The organism is Microbacterium sp. NPDC055357 (assembly GCF_053644835.1).
Window position 1 is genome coordinate 289,884 of record NZ_JBSHLZ010000002.1, and the last position, 23,170, is coordinate 313,053.

The window sequence follows — 23,170 nt, forward strand, 5'->3', positions numbered from 1 at the left end:
ACAGGAGCACGATGGCCCGCACCGACGACCACCGGGTCCGCGTGAGCGTGATCGTTCCCGTCTTCGAGCCGAAGCAGTCCTTCGACGACCTCATCCGCTCGCTCGACGATCAGACGATGGATGCCGCTGAGTACGAGGTGCTCCTGTGCGACGACGGTTCGGGCGAGGACACGCGGGCCCGGCTCGCCGACGTCGCCCGAACGCGTGAGCACGTCCGCGTCCTCACGCTGGAGCACTCGGGATGGCCGGGGACGCCGCGCAACCACGGCATCGACGCGGCGCGCGGCCGCTACGTCTTCTTCGCCGACCAGGACGACCGGCTGTTCGACGACGCCCTGCGGCGGATGTGCGACGAAGCGGATGAACGTGCATCGGATGTGCTCGTCGGCAGGGTCGTAGGTGTCGGCCGTCGGATCCCCGAAGCGATCTTCCGTCGCGACATCCCCCGCGCCGAGCTGGGACGGGACCCGCTGCTTCAGTTGCTGACCCCGCACAAGCTGTTCCGCACGTCGTTCCTGCGAGACAACGGCATCCGCTTTCCCGACGGCCGCGTGCGGCTCGAGGATCACCTGTTCGTCATGCGCGCGTATTTCGCCGCGTCGACGATCTCGATCCTCGCGTCGGAGTCGTGCTACGCGTGGCGGAAGAACGAGGGCAGCGCGAGTTCGTCGCGCATCGATCCGGAGACGTACTTTCCGTCCTTGGCCGCCGTGCTCGACGTCGTCGAGGCGAATACGGCGCCCGGAGAGCTCCGGGACGATCTGCTGCGGCACTGGTTCCGCGGAAAGATCCTGAAGCGCATCGAGGGCGGCCGCATGCTGCGCTATCCCGACGAGTACCGGGACCGGTTCCTCGACGTCGTGATCCCGCTGGTGCGCGAGCGCTTCGGGGTGGGCGTCGCCGCCGGTCTGTCGTTTCCGCACCGGGTGCGCTCCGAACTGCTGCGCGCGGGGCGACGTGACGATCTGATGGCTCTCGCTCGATTCGAGTCCGATCTGGAGTGTCGCGCGGAGCTGGTCTCGGTGCGATCACGCCTCGGCCTGCTGACGCTCGGCGTCCACGTGCGGGTGCGGAGCGACGGGACGGATGCTCTCGTCTTCGACAGCGAGGGCGTGTGGCGGGCGCCGGATGCGCTCGGCGCGCTCACTCGTGAGGTTCGAACCGCGCGGCGGGACCTGAACGCGAGCCGCGTGGAGCTCGTGCTCACCGAGGATGGGGGGGTCCGCGTCATCGGTCGGTCACGGTTGCGGGCGGGCGAGGCGCACATCGCTCTGGACCCGGCCATCGCCTTCGACCGGGTGAGGGACGGCACGCTGAGGGCACACGTCCGGTGCGCCGGCTGGACGTTCGATGTGCTTCTGCGGGGGTCCCCGGCGCTGCGCGAAGAGCATTCCCCGACCGGTATCACGTGTCGGATCGAAGTCGGCGACGACGGCGCGGTCCGCGTGCGACCCGCACGCGTCGACACCCGTTGGGGTGTTTTAACCGCACGCGGATTGCGCGGCGTGCGACGCTTCGCCGGCCGCGTGCTGCCCCCGGGCATCAAGCGGAGGCTGACGGACAAGCTCCTGCGATGAGCCGGTCGGCGACCTAGCGCGGAGTCGGCGGAGCCGCTTCGCCCCGTCGAGCAGTGTCGGCGTCGAGCAGTGTTCGGGCGAGGACGGTCGAACCGGCGACAGCGGCCGGCATCGTCGCGACAGCGCCGCCGGGAACGAGGAAGCAGAGCTGCGTGGCGACGCCGAACCCGAGCGCCCGGGCGCGGTGCCGGCGCAGCAGATCCTTGCGTGCCGCCGGCAGGATGCCGCGGGCAGTGAGCGCGCGCGATGTCAGCTCCGTGGCCAGCAGCCAGCCGGTGAGAAGCAGCCCGAGGATCGTCGCGAGGATGCCCCCGACCACGGGGATGAGCCCCGTCAGCGCCGCGAGCAGTGCGATCGCTGCTCCTCGAGCGATCAGCCCGACGGTGTCGCACACGGAGCGCCAGAATCCGTAGGCCGCGCCGACGCCGGCGTCGCCGAGATCCTCCTCGACCGCCTGCCAGATGCGGTCGTAGAAGGGCTCGCCGATGAGCAGTGTGAGCGCCGTGAACGTGACGGCGACGAGCACGAGGGCGGCGCCGAGCAGCGCCGTGCCGATCGCGATGCGGATGACGGTGGCCCACAGCGCCGGCCACGATCCGGCGAAAGGCGTCAGTGCTTCGGTCAGCCCCGGCAGCGACACGGCGAGCGCGATGAGTCCCGCGAGGAACAGGGCCCCGACGATCGCCGCGGGCACGAGCCCGAGGACCATGAGCCCGGGGCGTTTCGACCAGTAGCCGAACCCGCGCCCCAGCAGCGCGACCCCCCGCCCGAACTCTCGCATCGGCTCAGCTTAGGCGCCGCGTGTCGCGAGGTCTGGCGCGACGTCGTCGCCGGATGCTCAAAAGCACGCCACCGTCAAGGGGGTGCGTCGCGCATGCGCGCGAGTCCAAGGTGACGGCATGACCAGCCACACGAACCACCATCTCGCTCTCGATCCCGACCGGGCCGAGGCGATCGAGAACGTCGTCGAAGAGGTGGCCGACGAGATCCGCCACGGCCAGGTGTCCGGTGACGTGAGCCACCTGCTCGGCCAGCGGCTCGATGCCGCGGGCATCGCACTGCCACCCGAGGCCGTCGAGGACCTCGCCGAAGACATCGAGACCGAGGTGTCCCTCTGACCCCGAGTGCTCCCACGCAGGGCCGGAGATCATGTCGTCGGCGCGAGAGACGCGCCCGGTAGGGCACCATGGAGTGACCCACCCCGGCGAACAAACGGAAGCTCTCCAGTGAAGATCATCGACCTGCAGCGGTTTCTGGCGCTCGTCGCCGACGACCTCCACGTTCCGCGGGCGGCCGCGACTCTCGGCATCCCGCTCGCTGCGCTTCACTCTTCGATCGAAAGGCTCGAGGCAGAAGTCGGGCATCCGATCATCAACTGCGCGAAATCCGGATGGGTTCTCACCGACGCGGGGATGCTGCTGCTCGAAGAAGCGAAGCGCCGAACTGCCGACGCCCCTGCTCCGGGAGCGAAGTCGTCCGCACCAGCAGGCGGCAAGGCGAAAGCGTCGAAGGGCAAGGGCCGCGCTCCGGTCGTGAAGGGTCAGCCGAAGCCGTACAAGAAGCGTCAGGGGCGGTAGCGGCTCGAGCTACAGCTCGGTCACCTGACCGGCATCCACCCGCCACTGCCGATCGGTGCGCACCGTCGACAGCATCCGCCGGTCGTGGGTCACGAGCAGCAGCGTGCCGTCGTACGACTCCAGCGCCTGCTCGAGCTGTTCGATCGCCGGCAGGTCGAGGTGGTTCGTCGGCTCGTCGAGCACGAGCACGTTGACTCCCCGTGCCTGCAGCAGAGCGAGCGCGGCACGCGTGCGCTCGCCCGGCGACAGCTCGTCGACAGGGCGCAGCACGTGATCCGCCTTGAGCCCGAACTTCGCCAGCAGCGTGCGCACCTCCCCCGCCGCGAGGACCGGCACGAGAGCCTCGAACGCATCGGCGAGCGGCTGTGAGCCGGCGAACGCCGAACGTGCCTGATCGATCTCGCCGATCTGTACATTCGCGCCGAGCGAGGCCGTGCCCGCATCGGGCGTCTGTGCGCCCAGCAGTGCGCGCAGCAGCGTCGACTTTCCGGCGCCGTTGGGTCCCGTGATGCCGATGCGCTCCCCCGCGTTCACCTGCAGCGACACCGGCCCGAGCGTGAACGAGCCCTGCCGGAGCACCGCGTCGCTGAGCGTCGACACGACGGTGCTCGAGCGCGGGGCTGACCCGATCGTGAATTCGAGCTGCCATTCCTTGCGCGGCTCGTCGACCTCGTCGAGCCGCGCGATGCGGCTCTCCATCTGACGCACCTTCTGCGCCTGCTTCTCGCTGGACTCCGTCGCCGCCTTGCGCCGGATCTTGTCGTTGTCGGGGGACTTCTTCATCGCGTTGCGCACGCCCTGGCTCGACCACTCGCGCTGCACGCGCGCCCGCGCGACGAGGTCGGCCTTCTTGTCGGCGAACTCATCGTACTTCTCGCGCGCGTGTCGACGAGCCGTCGCGCGCTCCTCGAGATACGAGTCGTACCCGCCGCCGAAGACGCGGTTCGAGTTCTGCGCCAGGTCGATTTCGAGCACTCGTGTCACGCACCGTGCGAGGAACTCTCGGTCATGGCTGACCAGCACGACGCCGCCGCGCAGTCCCCGCACGAACGTCTCGAGACGCTCGAGTCCGTCGAGGTCGAGGTCGTTCGTGGGCTCGTCGAGAAGCACGATGTCGAAGCGCGACAGCAGGAGCGCCGCGAGCCCGACGCGCGCCGCTTGCCCGCCCGAGAGCGACGTCATGAGCGCGTCCCCGCCCACATCGAGACCGAGATCGGCGAGGAGGGCCGGCATCCGCTCGTCGAGATCGGCCGCTCCGCTCGCGAGCCAGCGTTCGAGGGCCGCCGAGTAGACGTCGGATGCTGCGGAGTCGGTGCCGTCACCGAGAGCGGATGCCGCGGCATCCATGTCTGTCGTCGCTTCGGCGCATCCCGTGCGACGTGCGATGTACTCGGCGACCGTCTCACCCTCGACGCGCTCGTGCTCCTGCGGCAGCCAGCCGACGAAGGCATCGGTGGGCGCGAGCGAGATGCTGCCGGCCTGCGGCTCGTCGATGCCCGCGAGTATCCGCAGCAGGGTCGACTTGCCCGCCCCGTTCGCGCCGACGACGCCGACGACGTCTCCGGGCGCGACGGTCAGATCGAGCGAATCGAAGAGCGTGCGATGGCCGTGGCCGCCCGCGATTCCACGTGCGACAAGGGTTGCGGTCATTGCCCAATCCTCTCAGCTCGGGTGGCCTCTCGAGCTTGTCAACCCCCGCGCGATGCCTCGCTGCTTGCGGGACTCTGGAGCTGACGGGAGGAGTACCCCATGACCGATCCCACACCTGACCCGCATGGACCGCTCCGGCTGCCCGACCAGCAGCCGACGCCGAATGCGACCGATCTCACCAACCAGGCCGCGCTCCAGACGGGCGCGAGTTCGCGCTGGCTCGTGCCGGCGGGCGTACTCGCCGTCGTGGCGGTCGTGCTCTACTGCTTCGCCTTCCAGATCCAGGTCGTGCTGCCCATCATCGGCCTCGTCTTCGTGATCGTGATGTGGCTCGTGATGTTCGCGACGGCGCGCAGGGGGCACGACCGGGTCGCGACCAATCGCCGCCTCGCCTGGCTCATGGGCGGCCTCGCCCTGGGCGCGCTGCTCGTCTCGCTCGGCATCTACGTCGTCGAGTCCACGCGACTGCCCTGGACCTGAACCGACCCGAAGGCGGATGCTGCGAAGCGAGGTCTGCGCCCGCTCGCGTGACTCATGAGTGCTCGACCAAGGCCGCGCCGAGTCGGGTCGATTCCAGGCGTCTCCCGAGGTCATCGGCGCGAAGACGGACGACGCGGAGCGGTATCTCGCGCCTGTGGACAACACAGAGGCGATGTCGGAGGCCCCGCGTAACCTTAGTACATGCATTCGAACCGGTTGATCGGCCTCACCGACGCAGACAGCGCGAAGCTGGCCGAGATCGTCGCCGAGGTCGAGAAGACGCAGGCGGTCATCGCCGCAGCTCAGGCCGCCCAGACCCGCGCGCTCGCCCGCGCCGGGCACCTCGCCCGCGCCCAGTCCGCGCGCAGTCGGGCCAGCGTCCGAGAGCACGACATGGTGCTGCGATCGATCGCCGCCGAAGTCGCCGGTGTGCTGCGCCTGACCGACCGATCCGTGCAGCGCCAGATCGGCGACGCGACCGAATTGGTCGAGGACTACCCCGCGACCCTGCAGACGTGGGAGGCGGGTGAGATCACCCGCGCGCACGTCCGGGTCATCACCGAGACCGGCACGCACCTGCCCCCCGACCAGCGCGGGGCGTTCGAACTCGACGCACTGCGCCGGTGCGCGGTCGAAACCCCCGGGCGGGTGCGGCGCGAACTCGAACTCCTCGCCGAGCATCTCCACCCCCGTACCCTCGCCGAGCGGCACGCCGACGCCGCCGAACAACGCACCGTCTGGATCGTGCCGATCGGCGACGGCATGTCCGACCTCTGTGCGACCCTGCCCTCGCTCCTCGCCGATGCGATCTACGACCGCCTCACCCGACAAGCCCGCAGCATCACCGACGCGCGCACACGCGCCGCGGCCGACGCGCGGAAACGGATCGCGGCCGCTGACGGCATCGATGACGGCGATGAGAAACCAGTCGATGAGGAAACCCTCCGGCTCCAGCTGATCGCCTCCGACACCCGCACGACGAACCAGCTGCGCACCGACCTGCTCGCAGACATGCTTCTCACCTCGGCGCCAGGCGCCGACCCGACTCGCACCGACGACGGCCCCGGGCGCCTGGGCGCCATTCGCGCGAAGGTTCAGATCGTCGTTCCCGTCCTCACGCTCCTCGGCTCAGACACCGCACCGGCCGACCTCGTCGGCCACTCCCCCATCGACCCCGCCACCGCCCGCGAGCTCGCCGCCGCCACACGCAGCCCCTGGGAACGCGTCCTCACGCACCCCATCACCGGCACCGTCCTCCACGTCGACACCTACCAGCGCACCACAGCCATCGACCGCTACCTCCGAGCGCGCGACCAACACTGTCGCTTCCCCGGCTGCCGCCTTCCCGCCATCCGCTGCGAAGTCGACCACACGATCGACGCCGCCCTCGGCGGGCCCACCGACGTCCGCAACCTCGCCCATTTCTGCCAACGGCACCACAGCATGAAGCAATTCACCCCATGGAAAGTCGAACAGCTCCCCGACGGGGTGCTGAGATGGACCTCACCACTGGGACGCGACTACCTCGAGCATCCCCCGTCCCTCGGCGTGCATTTCCGACCCGACGACGGACCACCCGCACCCTTCTGATCCGCCCGCGGGTCCGGCGGTCGCTGCTTGTCGACTCGCGCCTACGACTCGGCGTCGATCCTCTGCGCCAGCGCGACGATGATGCCTTCGGGACCGCGTACATATGCCATGCGCCACACACCTTCGTACTCGCCCATACCGCCGACGAGCGCGTACCTGTCCGTCGCGAGCTGCGCGATCGTCGCGGGAAGGTCATCGACTTCGAAGGCCACGCTTCGCAGACCCAGCTCGTTCGCCATCGGCGCGATAGATCCCGGCACCATGTCCGGACGCTCGAAGCTCGACACCTCGATCATCGTGCCGCCCTTCGGCGGTCGCAGCATGACGATCTCGCTGCGTGACCCCGGGATGCCCGTCACCGTGTCGATGAACTCGCCCTCGACGACCGTGCGGCCCTCGATCTCGAGGCCGAGACCCACGAAGAACCCGACCACGAGGTCGAGGTCGCGGACGGTGACCCCGATGTGGTCGAAGCGCACGATGCGTGGCATCCGGTCCTCCTCAGTCCCAGTCGAGATACTCCTCGATGATGACCGCGGTCTCAATGGGGTGCGTCAGCGGGAAGAGATGCCCGGCGCCCTCCACGGTTTTGATGCTGGCACGCTCGGGCGCCGTGGACTGCAGCCGCTCGCCGTTGGCGGGCACCGTGACCTCGTCACCGTCGCCCTGGACGATCAAGACCGGGATCACCGGCGCGAGAGGGATGTCTTCGTCTTCGACCCCGAGAAGAAGCAGCCCGTTCGCGCGGTCGCCGTGCGCCGAGACGACGGCACGCGCGACCGTGCCGCCCGAGCCGTGTCCGCCGACCCACGTGTGGTCCAGGCCGAGGTGGTCGATCACCGCGATGACGTCCTGCACCCGTTCGTCCAGGTTCGCAGCATCCGGACGGAGACCGATCCGGATGACGTGGAACCCCGCCTCTTCGGCGAGGTAGTGCGCGACGATGGCCAGGAGGTCCTGCTCCGACTCGGGGAGCAGGACGAGCTTGACGGGGCCCTCACCTTCTTCGACGAACGGGATGCTGCGGCCCTCGGGTTCGAAGATCTGGGTGTCTGTCATGGGTGGGGGTCCTCTCGCGTGGCGTGGCCTCCCTCAAGGGTATTAGGCCGACGGGGCACGGACCGGACCGCGCGCGCGGCTACGCGCCCGGCCGAATCGCCACATCGACGACCTGCGCGTCGCGTGGCAGATCGAGCGCCGTCAGGATGCTCGTCACGACCGACTCGGGGTCGATCAGGCCGGCCGTGTCGTACTCGCGGCCCTCCTGCTCGTGGACACGCTGCTGCATCGGCGTGGCGGTCCGCCCGGGATAGACCGACGTCACCCGAACGCCGTGCGGCGCCTCTTCCTGGCGCAGCCCGTCGGCGAGCGCCTTGAGGCCGTGCTTCGAAGCCGCGTACGCGGCCCACTCCGGCGACGTGCGCAGGCCCGCGCCCGAATTGACGAAGAGCACCTGACCCTTCGCCGCGCGCACGGCCGGCAGCAGCAGCCGCGTGAGCTCGGCCGGAGCGATCAGGTTGACCGTGAGCTGGCGATCCCAGAGTGCCGTCGGCATGTCGGCGACGGCACCGAGATCGACGACTCCGGCGATGTGCGACAGCGTGTCGATCCGTGCGGGCAGATCCTGCGGCGACAGCGCGTCGGCCAAGCCGGCCGGGTGAGCGAGGTCGGCGACGACGGTACGCGAACCGGGGAACTGCGTCTCGAGCTCACGCGCCCGCTGCGCATCGCGGGCGAGCAGAACGAGGTCATCTCCGCGCGCGAGCAGGCGGGCGGCGAGTGCCGCGCCGATACCCGATCCGGCGCCGGTCAAGAAGTGCGTCGACATTGCTCCATCGTCACACACACGCGTATCCACGCGGCCCCGGCTGATCGAGGACACCTTCTGTCCTCCTGAGGTGACAGGGTGACTCCATGAGAACTCCCGAGACCGAGCCGGTTCCGCTGGTCGTCGCGGACGCCGATGCCTGGCGCGCGTGGTTGATCGCTCATGAGCACGACTCCGACGGTGTCTGGCTGATGCTCGCGAAGAAGGGTGTCGCATCCCCGACCTCGGTCACTTACGCCGCGGCGCTCGAAGAAGCGCTGTGCAGCGGCTGGATCGACGGACAGAGCAAATCCATCGACGACCAGGTCTACCGCCAGCGGTTCACTCCGCGCCGCGCACGCTCGATCTGGTCGCAGCGCAACGTCGGCATCGTCGCGCGGCTCGATGCCGAGGGGCGTCTGCGCCCGCGCGGGGCCGCAGAGATCGAGCGCGCGAAGGCAGACGGCCGCTGGGACCGCGCCTATGCCGGTTCGGCGACGGCGGAGCCGCCCGCCGCCCTGGTCGCCGCTCTCGAGGGGGCGCCGGAGGCACGGGCCGCGTTCGCCGCGCTGAGCCGCTCCGAGCGCTACAGCGCGTTGCATCCGCTCCTCGTCGCGGCGACGCCCGCGACACTCGAGCGGCGCATCGAGAAACTCGTCGCGCGGCTCCTGTCCGGATGAGTGCTAGCGGTCGTCGGCGCAACGCAGCTGCGCGCCCACGATCACGAACAGAGCGCCGAGCCCGACGACGAACGCACTCACGCCATACGCGAGCACGGAGGTCATGAGGGATGTGCGCAGCGAAGCCGCCGTCGAAAGCGCAGAGCTCTGGTTGCGCAGTTCGCGCGCCTCATCACTGTCCGCGTCGACACCGCGCAGCGCGGCGCTGATGTCGGCGAAGGTGCGTCCGTCGGCGCCGCGTTCGGCGTTGGTCTTGATGACGAGCGCTTCGACGTAGGCCGATGCCGGACCCTGCACCCGCTTTCCCGCGAGCGCGGGGGCATTGGGAGGGATCGTGATCTTCTCATCACGCAGCTGCTTCGTGACGGCGAACCACGCTCCGGCGCCGGCCGTCGCGAGCAGGGAGCCCGCCGCAACACCGAGCGTTCCGACGCGGCGGAGGGCGGAAGCAGTGCGCACCGAGGTCATCGATGATCCTTTCGCAGGGGGGGCGACGAGAACGAAGCGTCAGCACGTCAGCCTACGGACCCGATCCCGTCGATGGGTAGTGACGACGCGTTCGAAGCCGATCAGATCTTCACCATCCGCGAGGTAGACGAGCCGAAGCGGGTCGGCTATGTGCGCCGCGAGCGGTGGGACGGTGGACCGCTGGCGGGACCGGGTGCAGGCGCCGTCATAAAGTCGCGGATCCGGAGAGGATGACCTCGGCCTGCCCGCCGACCCAGAGCTTGCCACCGTCCGCGCTGATGTGGATGCGGCCGCGTCGGCCCATCGCGGTGCCCTGCGCGGCGAGATAGGGTGCGTCGGCGCGGCCCGTCGCGATAAGCCATTCCGCGGCGGCGGCGTTCAGACTCCCCGTCACTGGATCCTCGCGCAGCGCGCCATCACCCTCGGTGAAGAACGCCCGCAGTTCGAACGCGCTATCCGATCCCGCATCGTGTGCGCCGATGATACCGATGTCCCACCGGCCCGGGTGCGCCGTCGCATCCGGGCGCAGTGCCAGCACCGTGTTCGCGTGGTCGAGCAGGACTCCCACCCACCCAGGCCCGTTGTCGAGCCACTCCGCGTCTACAACCTGCTCGCGCTCGACCCCGAGAATCTCGACCAGTGTGGTCAGAAGTCCCGGATCAACGGGGCCCGAACGCTGTCGATGCGGCGCGGAGAAGGCGAGCCTGTTCCCCTGGATTCGGACGGGAACCAGCCCGGCGCTGCACTCCTGCATCACGACATCCCGCTGCTTCGGAACGCCTCCCGCCGTCAGCCAGGCGCGCGCGGTTCCGAGCGTGGGGTGCCCGGCGAACGGCAACTCTGTGTTCAAGCTGAAGATGCGCACCCGGTAGTCCGCCACGGTGTCCGTCGGCGGCAGCACGAAGGTGCATTCGGACAGGTTCGACCACACCGAGAACCTCCGCATCGCCTCTTCGTCGAGTCCTTCAGCATCCAAGACGACCGCGACGGGATTGCCTGTGCAGGGATACTCACCGAACACATCGACCTGACTGAATCTGCGGTTCATGCGCCGAGTCCTCCCGCTGGTGTCGCTCATCGAGCACAAGGTCCCTGACCTTTCGGGTCGTGCCAGAGTTGATGCTATGACACGTGCAGTCGAGCAGTGGGAAGCCTCCGTCGCCGATCTCTGGGACCGCTTCGACTCGTTCGAGCGCGATGAAGGCGTGGCCGCGATGCGCGAAGTGGCCGAAGCATGCCCCGCCACAGATGGTCGGGCGGCATTCGAACTCGCCGGCATGTATGACTCGATGGGCTTCGAAGCTGAAGCCGGCGCAGAATACGAGCGGGCTCTCGAGCTCGGCCTCGACGATGCCCGGCACGCGCAGCTCGCCGTCCAGTACGGATCGACCCTGCGCAACCTCGGCCGGCTCGACGAAGCGATCGCCGTCCTTCAGGCCGCCCCGACCCATGAATCGACAGGTTCCGCACCCCGCGTCGTGCTGGCTCTGGCGCTCCATAGCGCCGGCCGCAAGGACGAAGCCCTCCGCGTCGCCATCGAAGCGCAGATCGATGCGCTCCCTCGCTACCGGCGTTCGATGCGCAATTACGTCGCCGCGCTCACCGAGTCGGAGACCTCAGCCGAGCCGAATGGACGCTGATCTCCACAGGCGCCCTCAGATCGATCAGTGGGCAGCTGACCCAGACGTCAAGCCGGAACTCGACGACACGTTGAAGCGGAACTCCACGACGTCGCCGCAGCCAACAACCTTCGATGTGAACGCCGCCATGGTCTGAACGCAGACGGCTACTGGAAGTAATCCTCGTCGACCTCAACAGCACTGAATCGCTGTTTCTCCTGGACACCCACCCGGTAAGCGATCATCAGATCAACAAGCTTCGCTCCGTCGATCAGGATGATGCGCGACTGCACCTTCTGCGCGTAGTCACTGGCACCGGAGGTGAAAGCACTCGTGGTCAGGAACACTCCACGAGAGGCCCCGAAGCCATGGAGCGCTCCGACGAATGCCTGAATAGACTCGCGCCCGACGTTGTTTCCTGCTCTGTATCTCTTCGCCTGAATGTAGACCTGATCGAGCCCAAGGGCATCCTGATCGATCAACCCGTCGATTCCTTCATCGTTGCTTCCACCGATGCGTTTGCCGCGCTGGGCCGCTCCGCCGTAGCCCATCTTCAGGAGCAGATCCACGACTGCCTGCTCGAAGAAATCAGGATGACTGTTCCTCAATCGATCGAGAAGGTCCTCACCGACCCTGGCTTCAATCCGAGCCACAGCATCTTCGATGACTTCGATGGGATCGGAAATCTCGTCGGAAGTCTCCGGTGTTTCGCTCGGTGACGCCTTGGACTTCTCAGGCCAGAAAGGCGCGAAGACCTCTCGCGCGAGAGCGTAATCGAATCCATTCGGATAATCCGCCAGTGCTTTCCTGCCTGCATCGTTGATGACGTAGCGGCCACGTTCGGGTTTATCGACCCATTGCGCCTTCCCAAGATGACTGAGCACCCATCCCATACGCTGCTCGTAACGAGTCCCGCCCGACTTCAGCGTTTCGGCACGTGCGTCATCGCCGATGCTGGCGTGCTCCGCAACGGCGTCGAAAATCTCGCGCCGCTGATAGTTCCTACCGTCGGAAAGCACCCTCAGCGTGGGAACAGTCAAGACCGGCCAGATCGGTACGAGCGAAGCATCTTCGGACATGTTTGCATTCTCCCCGATGAACGTGAGGTGCCTCGACCGCTATCGACGGACGGGAACTCCGCGTCCCGCCTGACTCACGCGACCTTCAGCGGCGTGATAGCCGCGACCTTATCGCGCAGGACGCGACGCTCGAGCCGCAGCTCGTAGTTCGATTGCAGGTTCATCCAGAACTCCTCGGATGTCCCGAAGTACCGGGCCAGACGGATCGCCGTATCAGCGGTGATCCCCCGCTTACCGTGCACGATCTCGTTGATCCGGCGCGGCGGCACGCCGATCGACACTGCGAGCTTGTTCTGAGTGATCCCGAAGCCCTCGATGAAGTCCTCCATCAGGATTTCTCCCGGGTGGATCGGCTCGATCAGGTCACTCTCAGTGGTAGTCGACGAGTTCGACATCTTCGGCACCTCCCTCTCTCCAGACGAAGCAGAGACGCCATTGCGCGTTCACGCGGATGCTGTGCTGCCCGCGTCGGTCGCCGAGCAAACGCTCCAGGCGGTTGCCTGGTGGGACCCTGAGGTCCTCGACATCCTTGGCCGCATGAATCAGCTCGAGCTTCCGCAAGATCGCCCGCTGCACCGTCCGGTCAACGCGCTTGACATACTGCTCATGCCAGATGCGCTCGGTGTCCGTGCTGCCGAACGATCTGGTCACGAGACCACTGCATAACGGACACCGTCATTAACGGTATACGTTAAACCTAAACTCCACCACTTTCCCGTCGGCCGATGGCATCATTCCGCAGCCGCCTCAGGCAGCACGCACACCAGACGATCGAGGTCACTTCGGAGGCCTCGACGGAACTGGAGGCCGACGATAGGCTCAAGCAGCCGCGCCAGGCCCTTCAGACGCACCTCCAAGCATCCCTGGACCGCTGCCCCCTTCTCGTCGGGCAGGACGCGGTAGCTGCCTCCACCGTTCCACGGGTTGCCGTCGAGTCGCCATGCGACATACTCTCCATCGATCAGCTCGGTGACGGTCCATTTCATGGTGAGCGACCGGGAGCCCATCGACACGTCGGTCTCACCGTCAACACCAATCGCGGGCAGGTCGGCATCGACGTATCGGGAACCGACGATCGACTGCCGCCACTTCGTTTCGTTCGACACGTCCGCGAGGAAGTCGAAGACCGCCTTCGCCGGCCGCTCGACGTGCACCGCGTGCATCGACCTCACTTCTTTCCGCCAGAGGTTAGTCCACTACGGAACTCCACGACGTCGCCATCCTGCATGACGTAGTCCTTGCCCTCGAGCCGAGCCTTGCCCTTCGCGCGAGCTTCGATCACCGATCCGGTCGCGACGAGGTCGTCGAACGAGATGACCTCGGCCTTGATGAAGCCCTTCTCGAAGTCCGTGTGGATGACACCGGCGGCCTGCGGAGCCTTCCAGCCCTTGCCGATCGTCCACGCGCGCGCTTCCTTCGGTCCCGCCGTCAGGTAGGTCTGCAGCCCGAGCGTGTCGAAGCCGATGCGCGCGAGCTGGTCGAGTCCCGACTCTTCCTGACCCGTGGATGCCAGGAGCTCGGCGGCATCCTCGGGGTCGAGGTCGATGAGCTCCGACTCGATCTTCGCGTCGAGGAACACGGCCTTCGCCGGGGCGACCAGAGCGTCGAGCTCGGCCTTGCGCGCAGCATCCGTCAGCACTGCCTCATCGACGTTGAAGACGAAGATGAACGGCTTCGCCGTGAGCAGTCCGAGCTCCTTGATCGGTTCGAGGTCGATGCCCGACGCGGACAGCAGCACGCCGCGCTCGAGCGCGTCCTTCGCGGCGCGCGCGGACTCGAGCACCGAGGGGTCGAGCTTGCGGCCCTTGACCTCTTTCTCGTAGCGCGTGATCGCCCGCTCGAGCGTTTCGAGGTCGGCGAGCTGCAGCTCGGCATTGATCGTCTCGAGGTCGTTGCGCGGGTTCACGCCGCCCTCGACGTGAACGACGTCGTCGTCGGTGAAGCCGCGCACGACCTGCGCGATCGCGTCTGCCTCGCGGATGTTCGCGAGGAACTTATTGCCGAGCCCCTCCCCCTCGCTCGCACCGCGCACGATGCCGGCGATGTCGACGAACGACACAGCGGCGGGAAGAATGCGCTCGGAACCGAAGATCTCGGCGAGCGTCTGCAGCCGCGGATCCGGCAGGTTCACGACCCCGATGTTCGGCTCGATCGTCGCGAACGGGTAGTTCGCCGCGAGAACCTGATTCTTGGTGAGGGCGTTGAAGAGAGTGGACTTGCCGACGTTGGGCAGGCCGACGATGCCGATAGTGAGAGCCACGGGGGTCGAGTCTACTTCGACGGATGCTGCGAATCCCTCGACCCGTCGTTTCGCCACGGCGCGGCGCGCCTGGCGGTTCGGCCGCAGTGCCCGCGTAAGGGTGGTCACGTGCCTCTGGATTTCACCGCGATCGACTTCGAGACGGCGAACTCCAGCAGCGCGTCCGCCTGTGCTGTGGGGCTGGTGCGGGTGCGCGACGGCCAGGTTGTGGAGCAGGCCGGATGGCTCATCCGCCCGCCGGCGGGACACGACGCATTCTTCGAGATCAACACGCGCATCCACGGGATCCGCGCTGAGGACGTGGCGGACGCGCCGACGTGGAGCGAACAGCTCGACGACCTCGCGGCCTTCGCGGGAGCCGACATCCTCGTCGCCCACAACGCCGGATTCGACATGTCCGTGCTGCGACGGGCGTGCGAGGCGACGGGCGACGAGTGCCCGCCCTACCGCTACGCATGCAGCCTGCAGGTCGCACGGAAGGTGTACCAGCTCGAGTCGTATCGACTGCCTTTCGTCGCCGCCGAAGCAGGCTTCGCCGACTTCGCGCACCACAATGCGACAGCCGACGCCCTCGCGTGCGCGCATGTCATGATCGACGCGGCGCGGCGCATGGGCGCTTCGGACATCGATGCGCTGGCCGCGGGCGCGAGCGTACGGGTGTCACAGATCGCCGTCGCGGCGGAACCTGCGGCGGCGGTCACGTTCGTCGCCTGAGTCCGGCGGAGCGCGCGGGGTCGCGCGAGCGGATCGCGGACACCGCACCGGTGTCGGAGCGGCGATGTCGGAAGGCCACGGCACGATGGGCGTATGGACGCATTCAGCATCACGCTCGTCGTCATCGGCTGTCTCGTGCTCGGGGCGGTCGTCGGGTGGTTCGGGGGCAGCAGCCGCCGCGCTGCGACGGCCGCGCGCGAGCAGTCCGACCTGCGCGCGCAGCTCGCCGCCGCCGACGCGGCGCGGCTGGGGGTGCAGGCGCAGCTCGACCACCAGCACGCCCTCTACCGCGAACTCGCCGCCCAGACCCGCACCGACCAGGCCGCACGCGAAGAGCGTGAGCGACGCGAGCACGCGGTGCTGCGCGCGCTCGCCCCGGTGCAGGAGTCGTTGCAGACCATGCAGTCCAAAGTCGACGATCTCGAACGCGACCGACACTCGCAGTTCGGGGCGCTGGCAGAGCAGCTGCGTCGCGCGCACGAGTCCGACGAAGTCCTGCGGGCCACGACCGAATCGCTCGCCGGCGCACTGCGGTCGGGGGTCACCCGCGGGGTCTGGGGCGAGACCCAGCTGCGCCGCGTCGTCGAAGCCGCCGGCCTCATGCGCTACGTCGACTTCGATCTGCAGACCACGATCGAGTCGGATGCCGGTGCGGGACGCCCCGACATGGTGATCCGGCTTCCCGGCGAGAAGGCGATCGCCGTCGACGCCAAGGTGCCCCTCGATGCGTATCTCGAAGCGAGCTCGATACCCCTGACGGCGCAGGGCGCCGAAGCTGCGCGCCGTCGCACGCTGCTCGACAAGCACGTCAAAGCCGTCCGGGCGCACGTGGATGCCCTCGCGAAGAAGGCGTACTGGTCAGGACTCGCCTCGAGCCCCGAGTTCGTGGTCTGCTTCGTGCCGAGCGAGTCGCTCCTCGCGGCAGCCCTCGAAGAAGACCCCGCGCTGCTCGATCACGCCTTCGCGAAGCGCGTCGCCCTCGCGTCACCGGTCAACCTGTGGGCGGTGCTGAAGACGGTGGCCTACGCGTGGACGCAGCAGGATGTCACGCAGGAGGCCCGCGCGCTGTTCGACCTCGGCAACCAGCTGTACGAACGACTGGGGCTGCTGGCCGGTCACGCCGACGATCTGCGACGCGCGATCGAGCGGACGGTCGACAGCTACAACAAATTCGCCGGCTCGCTCGAGTCGCGCGTGCTCGTCACGGCGCGACGATTCCCCGGGATCGACGAGACCAAGCTCGACGCCGTGTCCGCACCCGCCGCGATCGAGAAGTCGACGCGACGACTGACCGCTCCCGAACTGCTCGAAGGTCTCGAAGCGTCAGAGAGGATCGAGTCGAGCGCCGCCGACGTGGGCGAACTGCGCGAGCGACTCACTCTGCCGGAGTGAGCCTCAGGCTCCACCCGGAACAAAACTCAACAGCGTGATCACCGCCGCCGAGACGAACACGAAGGCCCCGATCATCCACCAGGGACTCGGCTCGTGACCCTCGTCACGCCGCACGCGCAGCAGCACATCCGGCCGGCGTGCGGGGTCGAGTGCGTCGGCGACGACGGCGTGGGCTCCGGTCTGCGGACCCGTGGTGCCTGATTGCGGTGACATCGAGAGCCTCCTCGAATCGGGGAACAGCGACGTGTCGTCGCTGACACCACTGCCGATTGTGCCAGACGCGCCCGAGAAAACCCGGCAAGCCGCATCACATCAGCCACTCGAGTCACAGCGGTCACACCGAGTACACCCCGGAAAGATCCGAGAATCGCAGGTCAGAGCGGGATCAGAGCCACTTCGACACGAGGTGCTCCGACGACACGCGGCGCAGCGTGCCCGACGCTCCGCGCAGCACGACGCTCTCGGTGTACACGTACTGGTCGTCGCGACTCACGCCGGCGACGAGCTGTCCGTCGGTGACCCCTGTCGCGACGAAGATCGTGTTGTTGCCGCGCACCAGGTCGTCGGCCTCGTACACGTGATCCCCGAGCTTGAGGCCCGCGTCGATGCCGCGCTGCTTCTCGTCGTCGTCGCGTGCCCACAGGCGCCCCTGGATGTGCCCGCCGAGTGCCTTGATGGCACACGCCGTCACGATGCCCTCGGGGCTTCCGCCGACGCCGACGCACATGTCGGTGCGCGAGTTGTGCCGCGCCGCGTTGATCCCGCCGGCGACGTCGCCGTCGGTCATCAGGCGCGTACCGGCTCCGGCTTCGCGGATCTCCTCGATGAGCTGCTCGTGGCGCGGGCGGTGCAGCACCGAGACGACCATCTCGTCGATCGGCTTGCCCAGCGCCTTCGCGAGCAGACGGATGTTCTCGCCGATCGGCAGACGGATGTCGACGACCCCGACGCCGGCGGGGCCGGTCACGAGCTTGTCCATGTAGAACACGGTCGAGGCATCGAGCATCGTGCCGCTGTCGGAGACCGCGATGACCGACAGGGCGTTGTTGCGCCCTGCGGCGGTGAGCGACGTGCCGTCGATCGGGTCGACCGCGACGTCGCACTTCGGCCCGCGGCCGTTGCCGACGCGCTCGCCGTTGAAGAGCATGGGCGCTTCGTCCTTCTCGCCCTCGCCGATCACGATCGTGCCGTCGAAGTTCACCGTCGTGAAGAACGCGCGCATCGCGTCGACGGCCGCGCCGTCGGCATCCTCTTTCCGCCCACGACCGATGAAGGGCACGGCGCGGATCGCGGCGGCCTCCGTCGCACGGACGAGCTCGAGAGCGAGATTTCGGTCGGGATGCAGCGGACTCATGTCGGCGGTCAGACTCACCATGGCGCCAGCCTATTCCAGCAGCGAGGAGAACCCGCGCCGTTTCACGCGCCGACCACGGAAGGAATTCACGAACTTTCACGCACGGCAGGTCAGGGTGAAGCCGGGCACGACTACCCGGCCGCCGTCTGCCCCCTTCGCTAAAGTCGAAGGTACGCGAGAGCCCATCGACCGCTAGGAGCACTCATGCCCGTCGCCACCCCCGACCAATACGCCGAGATGCTGGACCGCGCGAAGGCCGGAGGCTTCGCGTACCCCGCCATCAACGTTTCGAGCTCGCAGACGATCAACGCCGTTCTCCAAGGCCTCACCGAGGCCGGGTCCGACGGCATCCTGCAGGTCACGACCGGCGGCGCCGACTACTTCGCCGGACACACGGTCAAGGCCCGCGCGACCGGCGCGCTCGCTTTCGCGCGCTACGTCACCGAAGTCGCCAAGAACTACCCCGTCACGGTCGCGCTGCACACGGACCACTGCCCGAAAGAGGCGTTGCCGAGCTTCGTCATGCCCCTCATCGAGGCATCCGAAGAAGAAGTGCGCGCGGGGCGCAACCCGATCTTCCAGTCGCACATGTGGGACGGCTCGGCCGTGCCGCTCGACGAGAACATCGAGATCGCGAAAGACCTCCTGCCGCGCCTGAAGAACATCAACGCGATCCTCGAGGTCGAGATCGGGGTCGTCGGCGGCGAAGAAGACGGCGTCACGCACGAGGGCTCCAACGAGGCCCTCTATACGACCGTCGCCGATGTGACGAAGGCCGTCGAGGCCCTCGGTCTCGGCGAGAACGGCCGTTACATCTCCGCGCTCACGTTCGGCAACGTGCACGGCGTCTACAAGCCCGGCAACGTCAAGCTGCGCCCCGAACTGCTCGGCGAGATCCAAGAGGGCATCGCCGCGAAGTTCGGCACGGGCCCGAAGCCCCTCGATCTCGTCTTCCACGGCGGCAGCGGGTCCAGCGACGAAGAGATCGCCACCGCCGTCGCCAACGGCGTCATCAAGATGAACATCGACACCGACACGCAGTACGCGTTCACCCGCTCGATCGCGGGCTACATGTTCTCGAACTACGAGGGCGTCCTCAAGGTCGACGGCGAGGTCGGAAACAAGAAGCAGTACGACCCGCGGGCATGGGGCAAGATCGCGGAATCCGCGATGGCCGCCCGCGTCGTCGAAGCGACGCAGCAGCTCGGATCGCACGGCAAGAGCCTCGGCGCGTGACGGCTTCCGCCGAGCCTGTCGCTTCGGTCACCGAGCCTGTCGCTTCCGGTCGCTGAGCCGGTCGAAGTGCGGATGCCGCGGCCCGGCCGGGTCGCGGCATCCGTCATCTGCGCGCAGAAGCCTCAGGGCGCTCGGAAGACCTCGAGCACGGTCGGGGCGTCCTCCGGGCGGTGCGTCACGACGATCTCGTCGCCCGCCTGCACGCGTCCGGTCGTCACGACCCGCAGGTAGGGACCGAGGCGTCCGGCGGCGGAGAAGCGCTTGACCCATCCCCGCTCGTCGTCGCCGCCGACCCAGCGCGCGAACGTCTGGCAGGGCGTGCGCGGCATCGTCACCTCGACCTCGACGCGATCGCCGATGCGCCAGCGCTCTCCGATGCGCGCGGCGTTGACGTCGATCCCCTCGGTGCGCAGGTTCTCACCGAACCAGCCGGGCGCGAGCTGTCGACCGAGCTCGCTCTCCCAGAACCGGGCGTCTTCCTGGGCGTACGCGTAGACGGCCTTGTCGAGCCCGCCGTGGTGTTTGCGATCGGCCTGCACGTCGGCGTACACGCCATAGGCGCCGATCCGCACGGGGCCCGCCACGGCGCGCTTGTCGATGCCGGTGACGCCGACCGACCCGACATCGGAGCGCAGCTGGTGCACAGCGCAGACGGCGACGAGTCGAGGCGTGGTCATCGGACCGCCGTGACGTATTCCTGGAATGCGGGGTCGCCCATGAGCGGCACCATGAGGCACAGGCTCACGATGAAGAACGTCACGACGCCGCCGACGATCGGAATCCACCACGACACGCGGCCCGCTTTCAGCCGCTTCCACGACAGCATGAACGTCGCGATGTAGCCGGCGACGAGGACGATCGCCGCGACGAGGCCCCACTGCCGCGCAGCCGCGAGGTTGGTGAACGCGCCATCGATGCCGAGCAGTTCGTAGGAGTTCTCGAGCGCGGACGCCAGGTCGAGGTAGCTGAACAGCGAGATCAGCACATTGGCCGCGCCGACCGCGAGCAGCAGGATCGTCGCGAGCCGATTCGCCGGCGATACGCTGCGGCGCGGTTCCGGCCCGGGCGCGGCGGCGATCGGTTCGGGATCGGATGCCTCGGGCACGACACCCGCCGAGAGAGCTTCGGTCACGTCGGGCTGCTGGATGCGGGCGCGCTGCTCTTCGGGCGACGCGTACTCGCCGAACCTCGGCCGTTGCCGGCCGTCGGGCCCTACTTCGGGCGCGTAATCGCTCACGCGCGGATCCGCCCGCCGACAGCGCGGGGGTCGCGCTTGCCGTTGACATCCTGCCGCAGCTCCTTGGGGAGCGAGAAGAGCAGATCCTCCTCGGCCGTGCGCACCTCCTCGACGTCGACGTAGCCCGCGTTCGCGAGGTCTTCGAGCACTTGCTGCACGAGCACTTCGGGTACCGAAGCGCCACTGGTCACCCCGACCGTCTCGACGCCGTCGAACCACGCCTGCTCGATCTCGTCGGCGTAGTCGACGCGATACGCCGCCTTCGCGCCGTACTCGAGCGCTACTTCGACCAGTCGCACACTGTTGGAGGAGTTCGCAGATCCGACGACGATGACGAGGTCGGCATCCTTCGCGACCTTCTTGATGGCCACCTGACGGTTCTGCGTCGCGTAGCAGATGTCATCCGACGGCGGGTCCTGCAGGTGCGGGAAACGCACGCGCAGACGCCGCACGGTCTCCATCGTCTCGTCGACCGACAGCGTCGTCTGGGACAGCCACACGATCTTGGAGGAGTCCTTGACCTCGATCGTGTCGGCTTCGTCGGGAGAGTTCACGATCGTGACGCGCTCGGGAGCGTGGCCCGCCGTTCCCTCGACCTCTTCGTGGCCCTCGTGGCCGATCAGCAGGATCTCGAAGTCGTCCCGCGCGAAGCGCACCGCCTCGCGGTGCACCTTCGTCACGAGCGGGCACGTCGCGTCGATCGCGCTCAGGCCTCGATCGGATGCCGCGTTGACGACGGCGGGAGAGACGCCGTGCGCACTGAAGACGATGTGCGCACCCGCGGGCACCTCGTCGACCTCTTCGACGAAGATCGCTCCGCGCTGCTCGAGCTCGGTCACGACGTGGATGTTGTGCACGATCTGCTTGCGCACGTAGACGGGCGCCCCGTACCGCTCGAGAGCCTTCTCGACGGCGACCACCGCTCGGTCGACACCGGCGCAGTACCCGCGCGGGGCGGCGAGCAGCACCTTCTTGTGTCCGGGCACGGGGATATCCTGGAGACGCTCGCGCCGCCGCGGAACGCGGGGCACCGCCATCCGCACGATCGGGTTCGCAGACACAGCAGTCACGTGCATGAGTCTACGGCCGGACACCTGAACGAAGGCCGGGTCACGCCGCGACGCGCGCCCGCACGAGAGGACCGCATGACGACCTTCCAGGCCGCCCCTGTGCCGGGCGAGGCTCCCCCGCCCGATTCCGTGCACCCGCGCGAGTCGTCCCGCGAGTCGCCGACGTCGGTCTCCCGGCTCAACGACACGATCCGCGGATTCGTCACGAAATGGGGCTCGGTGTGGGTCGAAGGCGAGATCACCTCGTGGAACCTGCGCGGCGGCAACGTCTTCGGGCGGCTGAAGGACCTCACGACGGACGCTGCGATCTCGTTCCGCCTGTGGTCCTCGACGCGCGAGCGCCTGCCGGCCGACCTCAAGGTGGGCGACCACGTCGTCGCGTGCGTCAAGGCCGACTACTTCGGGCGCACGGGCGACTTCAGCTTCGCCGTGTCGGCCATGCGCCACGTGGGCCTGGGCGACCAGCTCGAGAAGCTCGAGCGTCTGCGCGCGCAACTGAGGTCGGAGGGACTGTTCGATACCGCACGCAAGCGGCCGCTGCCGTTCCTCCCCCACCTCATCGGCCTCATCACGGGCGAGAACTCCGACGCCGAGAAGGACGTGCATCGTAACGCCGAGCTGCGCTGGCCGCACGTGCGTTTCCGCACGATCCACGCCGCCGTGCAGGGTGACCGTTGCGTGCCCGAGACGCTCGCGGCGCTTCGGACCCTCGATGCCGACCCCGAAGTCGACGTCATCATCGTCGCGCGGGGTGGTGGCGATCCGCAGACTCTGCTGGGGTTCAGCGACGAGCGCCTCGTGCGGGCCGTCGCCGCGGCATCCACTCCCATCGTGAGCGCGATCGGACACGAGAACGACCATCCGATCCTCGACGACGTCGCCGACCTGCGGGCGTCCACGCCGACCGACGCGGCCAAGCGGGTCGTGCCCGACGTCGCCGAACAGCGCGCGTACGTCGCGCAGCTGCGCGCGCGCCTGACGACACGGCTGACGCAGCGCATCGGCCACGACATCGCACAGCTCGAACAGCTGCGCTCACGTCCCGTGCTGCGTTCGCCCGAATCGCTCTTGACCACGCGCGCGCACGAGCTGCACCTGCAGTGCGCGCGAGGTCGCGACGTCATCGACCGAGCCCTGGAACGACAGGGCCGCCGTACCGCCGAGCTGCGGGCGACGCTGCGCGCACTGTCCCCCGCTGCGACGCTGGCGCGCGGCTACGCGATCGCGCACCTCGGCGACGGCGTGATCGTGCGCGATGCCGAGCAGGCTCCGGCGGGAGCACATGTCGCCGTCACGGTCGCGCGAGGGTCGTTCGCCGCGCGGTCGGAGGGCCCGCTGGACGAAGGGGATGCGGCGGGGGCCTCGCCCGCTGCGAACTAG

At 68.2% G+C, this 23,170-nt stretch carries 28 protein-coding genes; 11 read left to right on the plus strand and 17 right to left on the minus strand.

Annotated elements, in window-relative coordinates; all coding sequences use genetic code 11:
• Positions 1–11 precede the first annotated feature (11 nt).
• A complete protein-coding gene (locus tag ACWICD_RS04575; RefSeq protein ID WP_454139407.1) occupies positions 12–1,577 on the plus strand; it encodes a glycosyltransferase family 2 protein in 1,566 nt (521 codons plus the stop codon).
• Positions 1,578–1,590: 13 nt separating this feature from the next.
• Here ACWICD_RS04575 and ACWICD_RS04580 read toward each other — a convergent pair whose 3' ends face one another.
• The gene (locus ACWICD_RS04580) at positions 1,591–2,358 is read right to left on the minus strand and encodes an EI24 domain-containing protein (protein ID WP_376127214.1); all 768 of its coding nucleotides are present in this window, start codon (positions 2,356–2,358) and stop codon (positions 1,591–1,593) included.
• A 118-nt stretch (positions 2,359–2,476) separates the two neighbouring features.
• On the opposite strand from ACWICD_RS04580, the gene ACWICD_RS04585 reads away from it, so the two are divergent.
• Positions 2,477–2,695, plus strand: coding sequence for a hypothetical protein (locus tag ACWICD_RS04585; RefSeq protein WP_376127212.1), 219 nt, complete (start codon positions 2,477–2,479; stop codon positions 2,693–2,695).
• Positions 2,696–2,803: 108 nt separating this feature from the next.
• Positions 2,804–3,154, plus strand: coding sequence for a LysR family transcriptional regulator (locus ACWICD_RS04590; protein ID WP_454139409.1), 351 nt, complete (start codon positions 2,804–2,806; stop codon positions 3,152–3,154).
• Positions 3,155–3,163: 9 nt separating this feature from the next.
• Here ACWICD_RS04590 and ACWICD_RS04595 read toward each other — a convergent pair whose 3' ends face one another.
• On the minus strand, positions 3,164–4,804 hold the full coding sequence (locus tag ACWICD_RS04595; protein ID WP_454139411.1) for an ABC-F family ATP-binding cassette domain-containing protein: 1,641 nt from the start codon (positions 4,802–4,804) through the stop codon (positions 3,164–3,166).
• Between the two features lie 99 nt (positions 4,805–4,903).
• Between ACWICD_RS04595 and ACWICD_RS04600 the strand changes: the two genes are divergently transcribed.
• Together ACWICD_RS04600 and ACWICD_RS04605 are read left to right on the plus strand one after the other, a co-directional pair.
• A complete protein-coding gene (locus ACWICD_RS04600) occupies positions 4,904–5,284 on the plus strand; it encodes a hypothetical protein (RefSeq protein WP_454139413.1) in 381 nt (126 codons plus the stop codon).
• A 201-nt stretch (positions 5,285–5,485) separates the two neighbouring features.
• Positions 5,486–6,874, plus strand: a complete 1,389-nt coding sequence (locus ACWICD_RS04605; protein ID WP_454139415.1) for a DUF222 domain-containing protein — start codon at positions 5,486–5,488, stop codon at positions 6,872–6,874.
• Positions 6,875–6,915: 41 nt separating this feature from the next.
• Here the strand turns inward: ACWICD_RS04605 and ACWICD_RS04610 are convergent, their stop codons facing one another.
• The 3 genes from ACWICD_RS04610 to ACWICD_RS04620 all read right to left on the minus strand — a co-directional run bounded on the left by ACWICD_RS04610 (position 6,916) and on the right by ACWICD_RS04620 (position 8,702).
• Positions 6,916–7,365, minus strand: a complete 450-nt coding sequence (locus ACWICD_RS04610; protein WP_454139416.1) for a VOC family protein — start codon at positions 7,363–7,365, stop codon at positions 6,916–6,918.
• Positions 7,366–7,375: 10 nt separating this feature from the next.
• A complete protein-coding gene (locus ACWICD_RS04615) occupies positions 7,376–7,933 on the minus strand; it encodes an alpha/beta fold hydrolase (RefSeq protein WP_376127200.1) in 558 nt (185 codons plus the stop codon).
• 79 nt (positions 7,934–8,012) lie between these two features.
• A complete protein-coding gene (locus ACWICD_RS04620) occupies positions 8,013–8,702 on the minus strand; it encodes an SDR family oxidoreductase (RefSeq protein WP_454139417.1) in 690 nt (229 codons plus the stop codon).
• An 86-nt stretch (positions 8,703–8,788) separates the two neighbouring features.
• Here ACWICD_RS04620 and ACWICD_RS04625 point away from each other — a divergent pair, with 86 nt between their 5' ends.
• Positions 8,789–9,361: a YdeI/OmpD-associated family protein gene (locus tag ACWICD_RS04625; protein WP_454139418.1), complete on the plus strand. Its 573-nt coding sequence runs from the start codon at positions 8,789–8,791 to the stop codon at positions 9,359–9,361.
• 3 nt (positions 9,362–9,364) lie between these two features.
• Here the strand turns inward: ACWICD_RS04625 and ACWICD_RS04630 are convergent, their stop codons facing one another.
• Both ACWICD_RS04630 and ACWICD_RS04635 read right to left on the minus strand, forming a co-directional pair.
• Positions 9,365–9,829 (minus strand): hypothetical protein, encoded by a 465-nt coding sequence (locus tag ACWICD_RS04630; protein WP_454139419.1) that lies wholly within the window; start codon positions 9,827–9,829, stop codon positions 9,365–9,367.
• A 205-nt stretch (positions 9,830–10,034) separates the two neighbouring features.
• A complete protein-coding gene (locus ACWICD_RS04635) occupies positions 10,035–10,907 on the minus strand; it encodes a PhzF family phenazine biosynthesis protein (RefSeq protein WP_454139420.1) in 873 nt (290 codons plus the stop codon).
• Between ACWICD_RS04635 and ACWICD_RS04640 the strand changes: the two genes are divergently transcribed.
• Positions 10,897–11,469, plus strand: a complete 573-nt coding sequence (locus tag ACWICD_RS04640) for a tetratricopeptide repeat protein (protein ID WP_376127191.1) — start codon at positions 10,897–10,899, stop codon at positions 11,467–11,469. The genes ACWICD_RS04635 and ACWICD_RS04640 overlap by 11 nt on opposite strands.
• A 146-nt stretch (positions 11,470–11,615) precedes the next feature.
• On the opposite strand, the gene ACWICD_RS04645 is transcribed toward ACWICD_RS04640, so the two are convergent.
• From ACWICD_RS04645 to ychF, 5 genes are all read right to left on the minus strand, one after another.
• The gene (locus ACWICD_RS04645) at positions 11,616–12,527 is read right to left on the minus strand and encodes a restriction endonuclease (RefSeq protein WP_454139421.1); all 912 of its coding nucleotides are present in this window, start codon (positions 12,525–12,527) and stop codon (positions 11,616–11,618) included.
• Between the two features lie 74 nt (positions 12,528–12,601).
• On the minus strand, positions 12,602–12,922 hold the full coding sequence (locus ACWICD_RS04650) for a HigA family addiction module antitoxin (RefSeq protein ID WP_376127187.1): 321 nt from the start codon (positions 12,920–12,922) through the stop codon (positions 12,602–12,604).
• A complete protein-coding gene (locus tag ACWICD_RS04655) occupies positions 12,897–13,178 on the minus strand; it encodes a type II toxin-antitoxin system RelE/ParE family toxin (protein WP_454139422.1) in 282 nt (93 codons plus the stop codon). The genes ACWICD_RS04650 and ACWICD_RS04655 overlap by 26 nt, the downstream gene beginning before the upstream one ends.
• Before the next feature lie 80 nt (positions 13,179–13,258).
• A complete protein-coding gene (locus tag ACWICD_RS04660) occupies positions 13,259–13,690 on the minus strand; it encodes an SRPBCC family protein (protein ID WP_454139423.1) in 432 nt (143 codons plus the stop codon).
• A 5-nt stretch (positions 13,691–13,695) separates the two neighbouring features.
• Positions 13,696–14,787: a redox-regulated ATPase YchF gene (gene ychF / locus ACWICD_RS04665; RefSeq protein WP_454139424.1), complete on the minus strand. Its 1,092-nt coding sequence runs from the start codon at positions 14,785–14,787 to the stop codon at positions 13,696–13,698.
• A 108-nt stretch (positions 14,788–14,895) separates the two neighbouring features.
• On the opposite strand from ychF, the gene ACWICD_RS04670 reads away from it, so the two are divergent.
• Positions 14,896–15,501: a 3'-5' exonuclease gene (locus ACWICD_RS04670; protein ID WP_454139425.1), complete on the plus strand. Its 606-nt coding sequence runs from the start codon at positions 14,896–14,898 to the stop codon at positions 15,499–15,501.
• 93 nt (positions 15,502–15,594) lie between these two features.
• A complete protein-coding gene (locus ACWICD_RS04675) occupies positions 15,595–16,893 on the plus strand; it encodes a DNA recombination protein RmuC (RefSeq protein ID WP_454139426.1) in 1,299 nt (432 codons plus the stop codon).
• 3 nt (positions 16,894–16,896) lie between these two features.
• Here the strand turns inward: ACWICD_RS04675 and ACWICD_RS04680 are convergent, their stop codons facing one another.
• Entirely contained in the window at positions 16,897–17,106 is a 210-nt protein-coding gene (locus ACWICD_RS04680; protein ID WP_376127176.1) for a UDP-N-acetylmuramyl pentapeptide phosphotransferase, read from the minus strand.
• Between the two features lie 172 nt (positions 17,107–17,278).
• Positions 17,279–18,268, minus strand: coding sequence for a class II fructose-bisphosphatase (gene glpX / locus ACWICD_RS04685; protein WP_454139428.1), 990 nt, complete (start codon positions 18,266–18,268; stop codon positions 17,279–17,281).
• A gap of 183 nt (positions 18,269–18,451) precedes the next feature.
• On the opposite strand from glpX, the gene fbaA reads away from it, so the two are divergent.
• On the plus strand, positions 18,452–19,483 hold the full coding sequence (gene fbaA, locus ACWICD_RS04690) for a class II fructose-bisphosphate aldolase (RefSeq protein WP_376127172.1): 1,032 nt from the start codon (positions 18,452–18,454) through the stop codon (positions 19,481–19,483).
• A gap of 122 nt (positions 19,484–19,605) precedes the next feature.
• On the opposite strand, the gene ACWICD_RS04695 is transcribed toward fbaA, so the two are convergent.
• Genes ACWICD_RS04695 through ACWICD_RS04705 form a run of 3 tightly spaced genes read right to left on the minus strand, consistent with a single transcriptional unit; the run spans position 19,606 to position 21,757 of the window.
• On the minus strand, positions 19,606–20,160 hold the full coding sequence (locus tag ACWICD_RS04695) for an MOSC domain-containing protein (RefSeq protein ID WP_376127170.1): 555 nt from the start codon (positions 20,158–20,160) through the stop codon (positions 19,606–19,608).
• Positions 20,157–20,720: a DUF6264 family protein gene (locus ACWICD_RS04700; protein ID WP_454139429.1), complete on the minus strand. Its 564-nt coding sequence runs from the start codon at positions 20,718–20,720 to the stop codon at positions 20,157–20,159. Before ACWICD_RS04700 ends, ACWICD_RS04695 begins: the two co-directional genes overlap by 4 nt.
• On the minus strand, positions 20,717–21,757 hold the full coding sequence (locus ACWICD_RS04705; protein WP_454139516.1) for a 4-hydroxy-3-methylbut-2-enyl diphosphate reductase: 1,041 nt from the start codon (positions 21,755–21,757) through the stop codon (positions 20,717–20,719). The genes ACWICD_RS04700 and ACWICD_RS04705 overlap by 4 nt, the downstream gene beginning before the upstream one ends.
• A gap of 108 nt (positions 21,758–21,865) precedes the next feature.
• Between ACWICD_RS04705 and xseA the strand changes: the two genes are divergently transcribed.
• Positions 21,866–23,170 (plus strand): exodeoxyribonuclease VII large subunit, encoded by a 1,305-nt coding sequence (gene xseA / locus ACWICD_RS04710; protein ID WP_454139430.1) that lies wholly within the window; start codon positions 21,866–21,868, stop codon positions 23,168–23,170.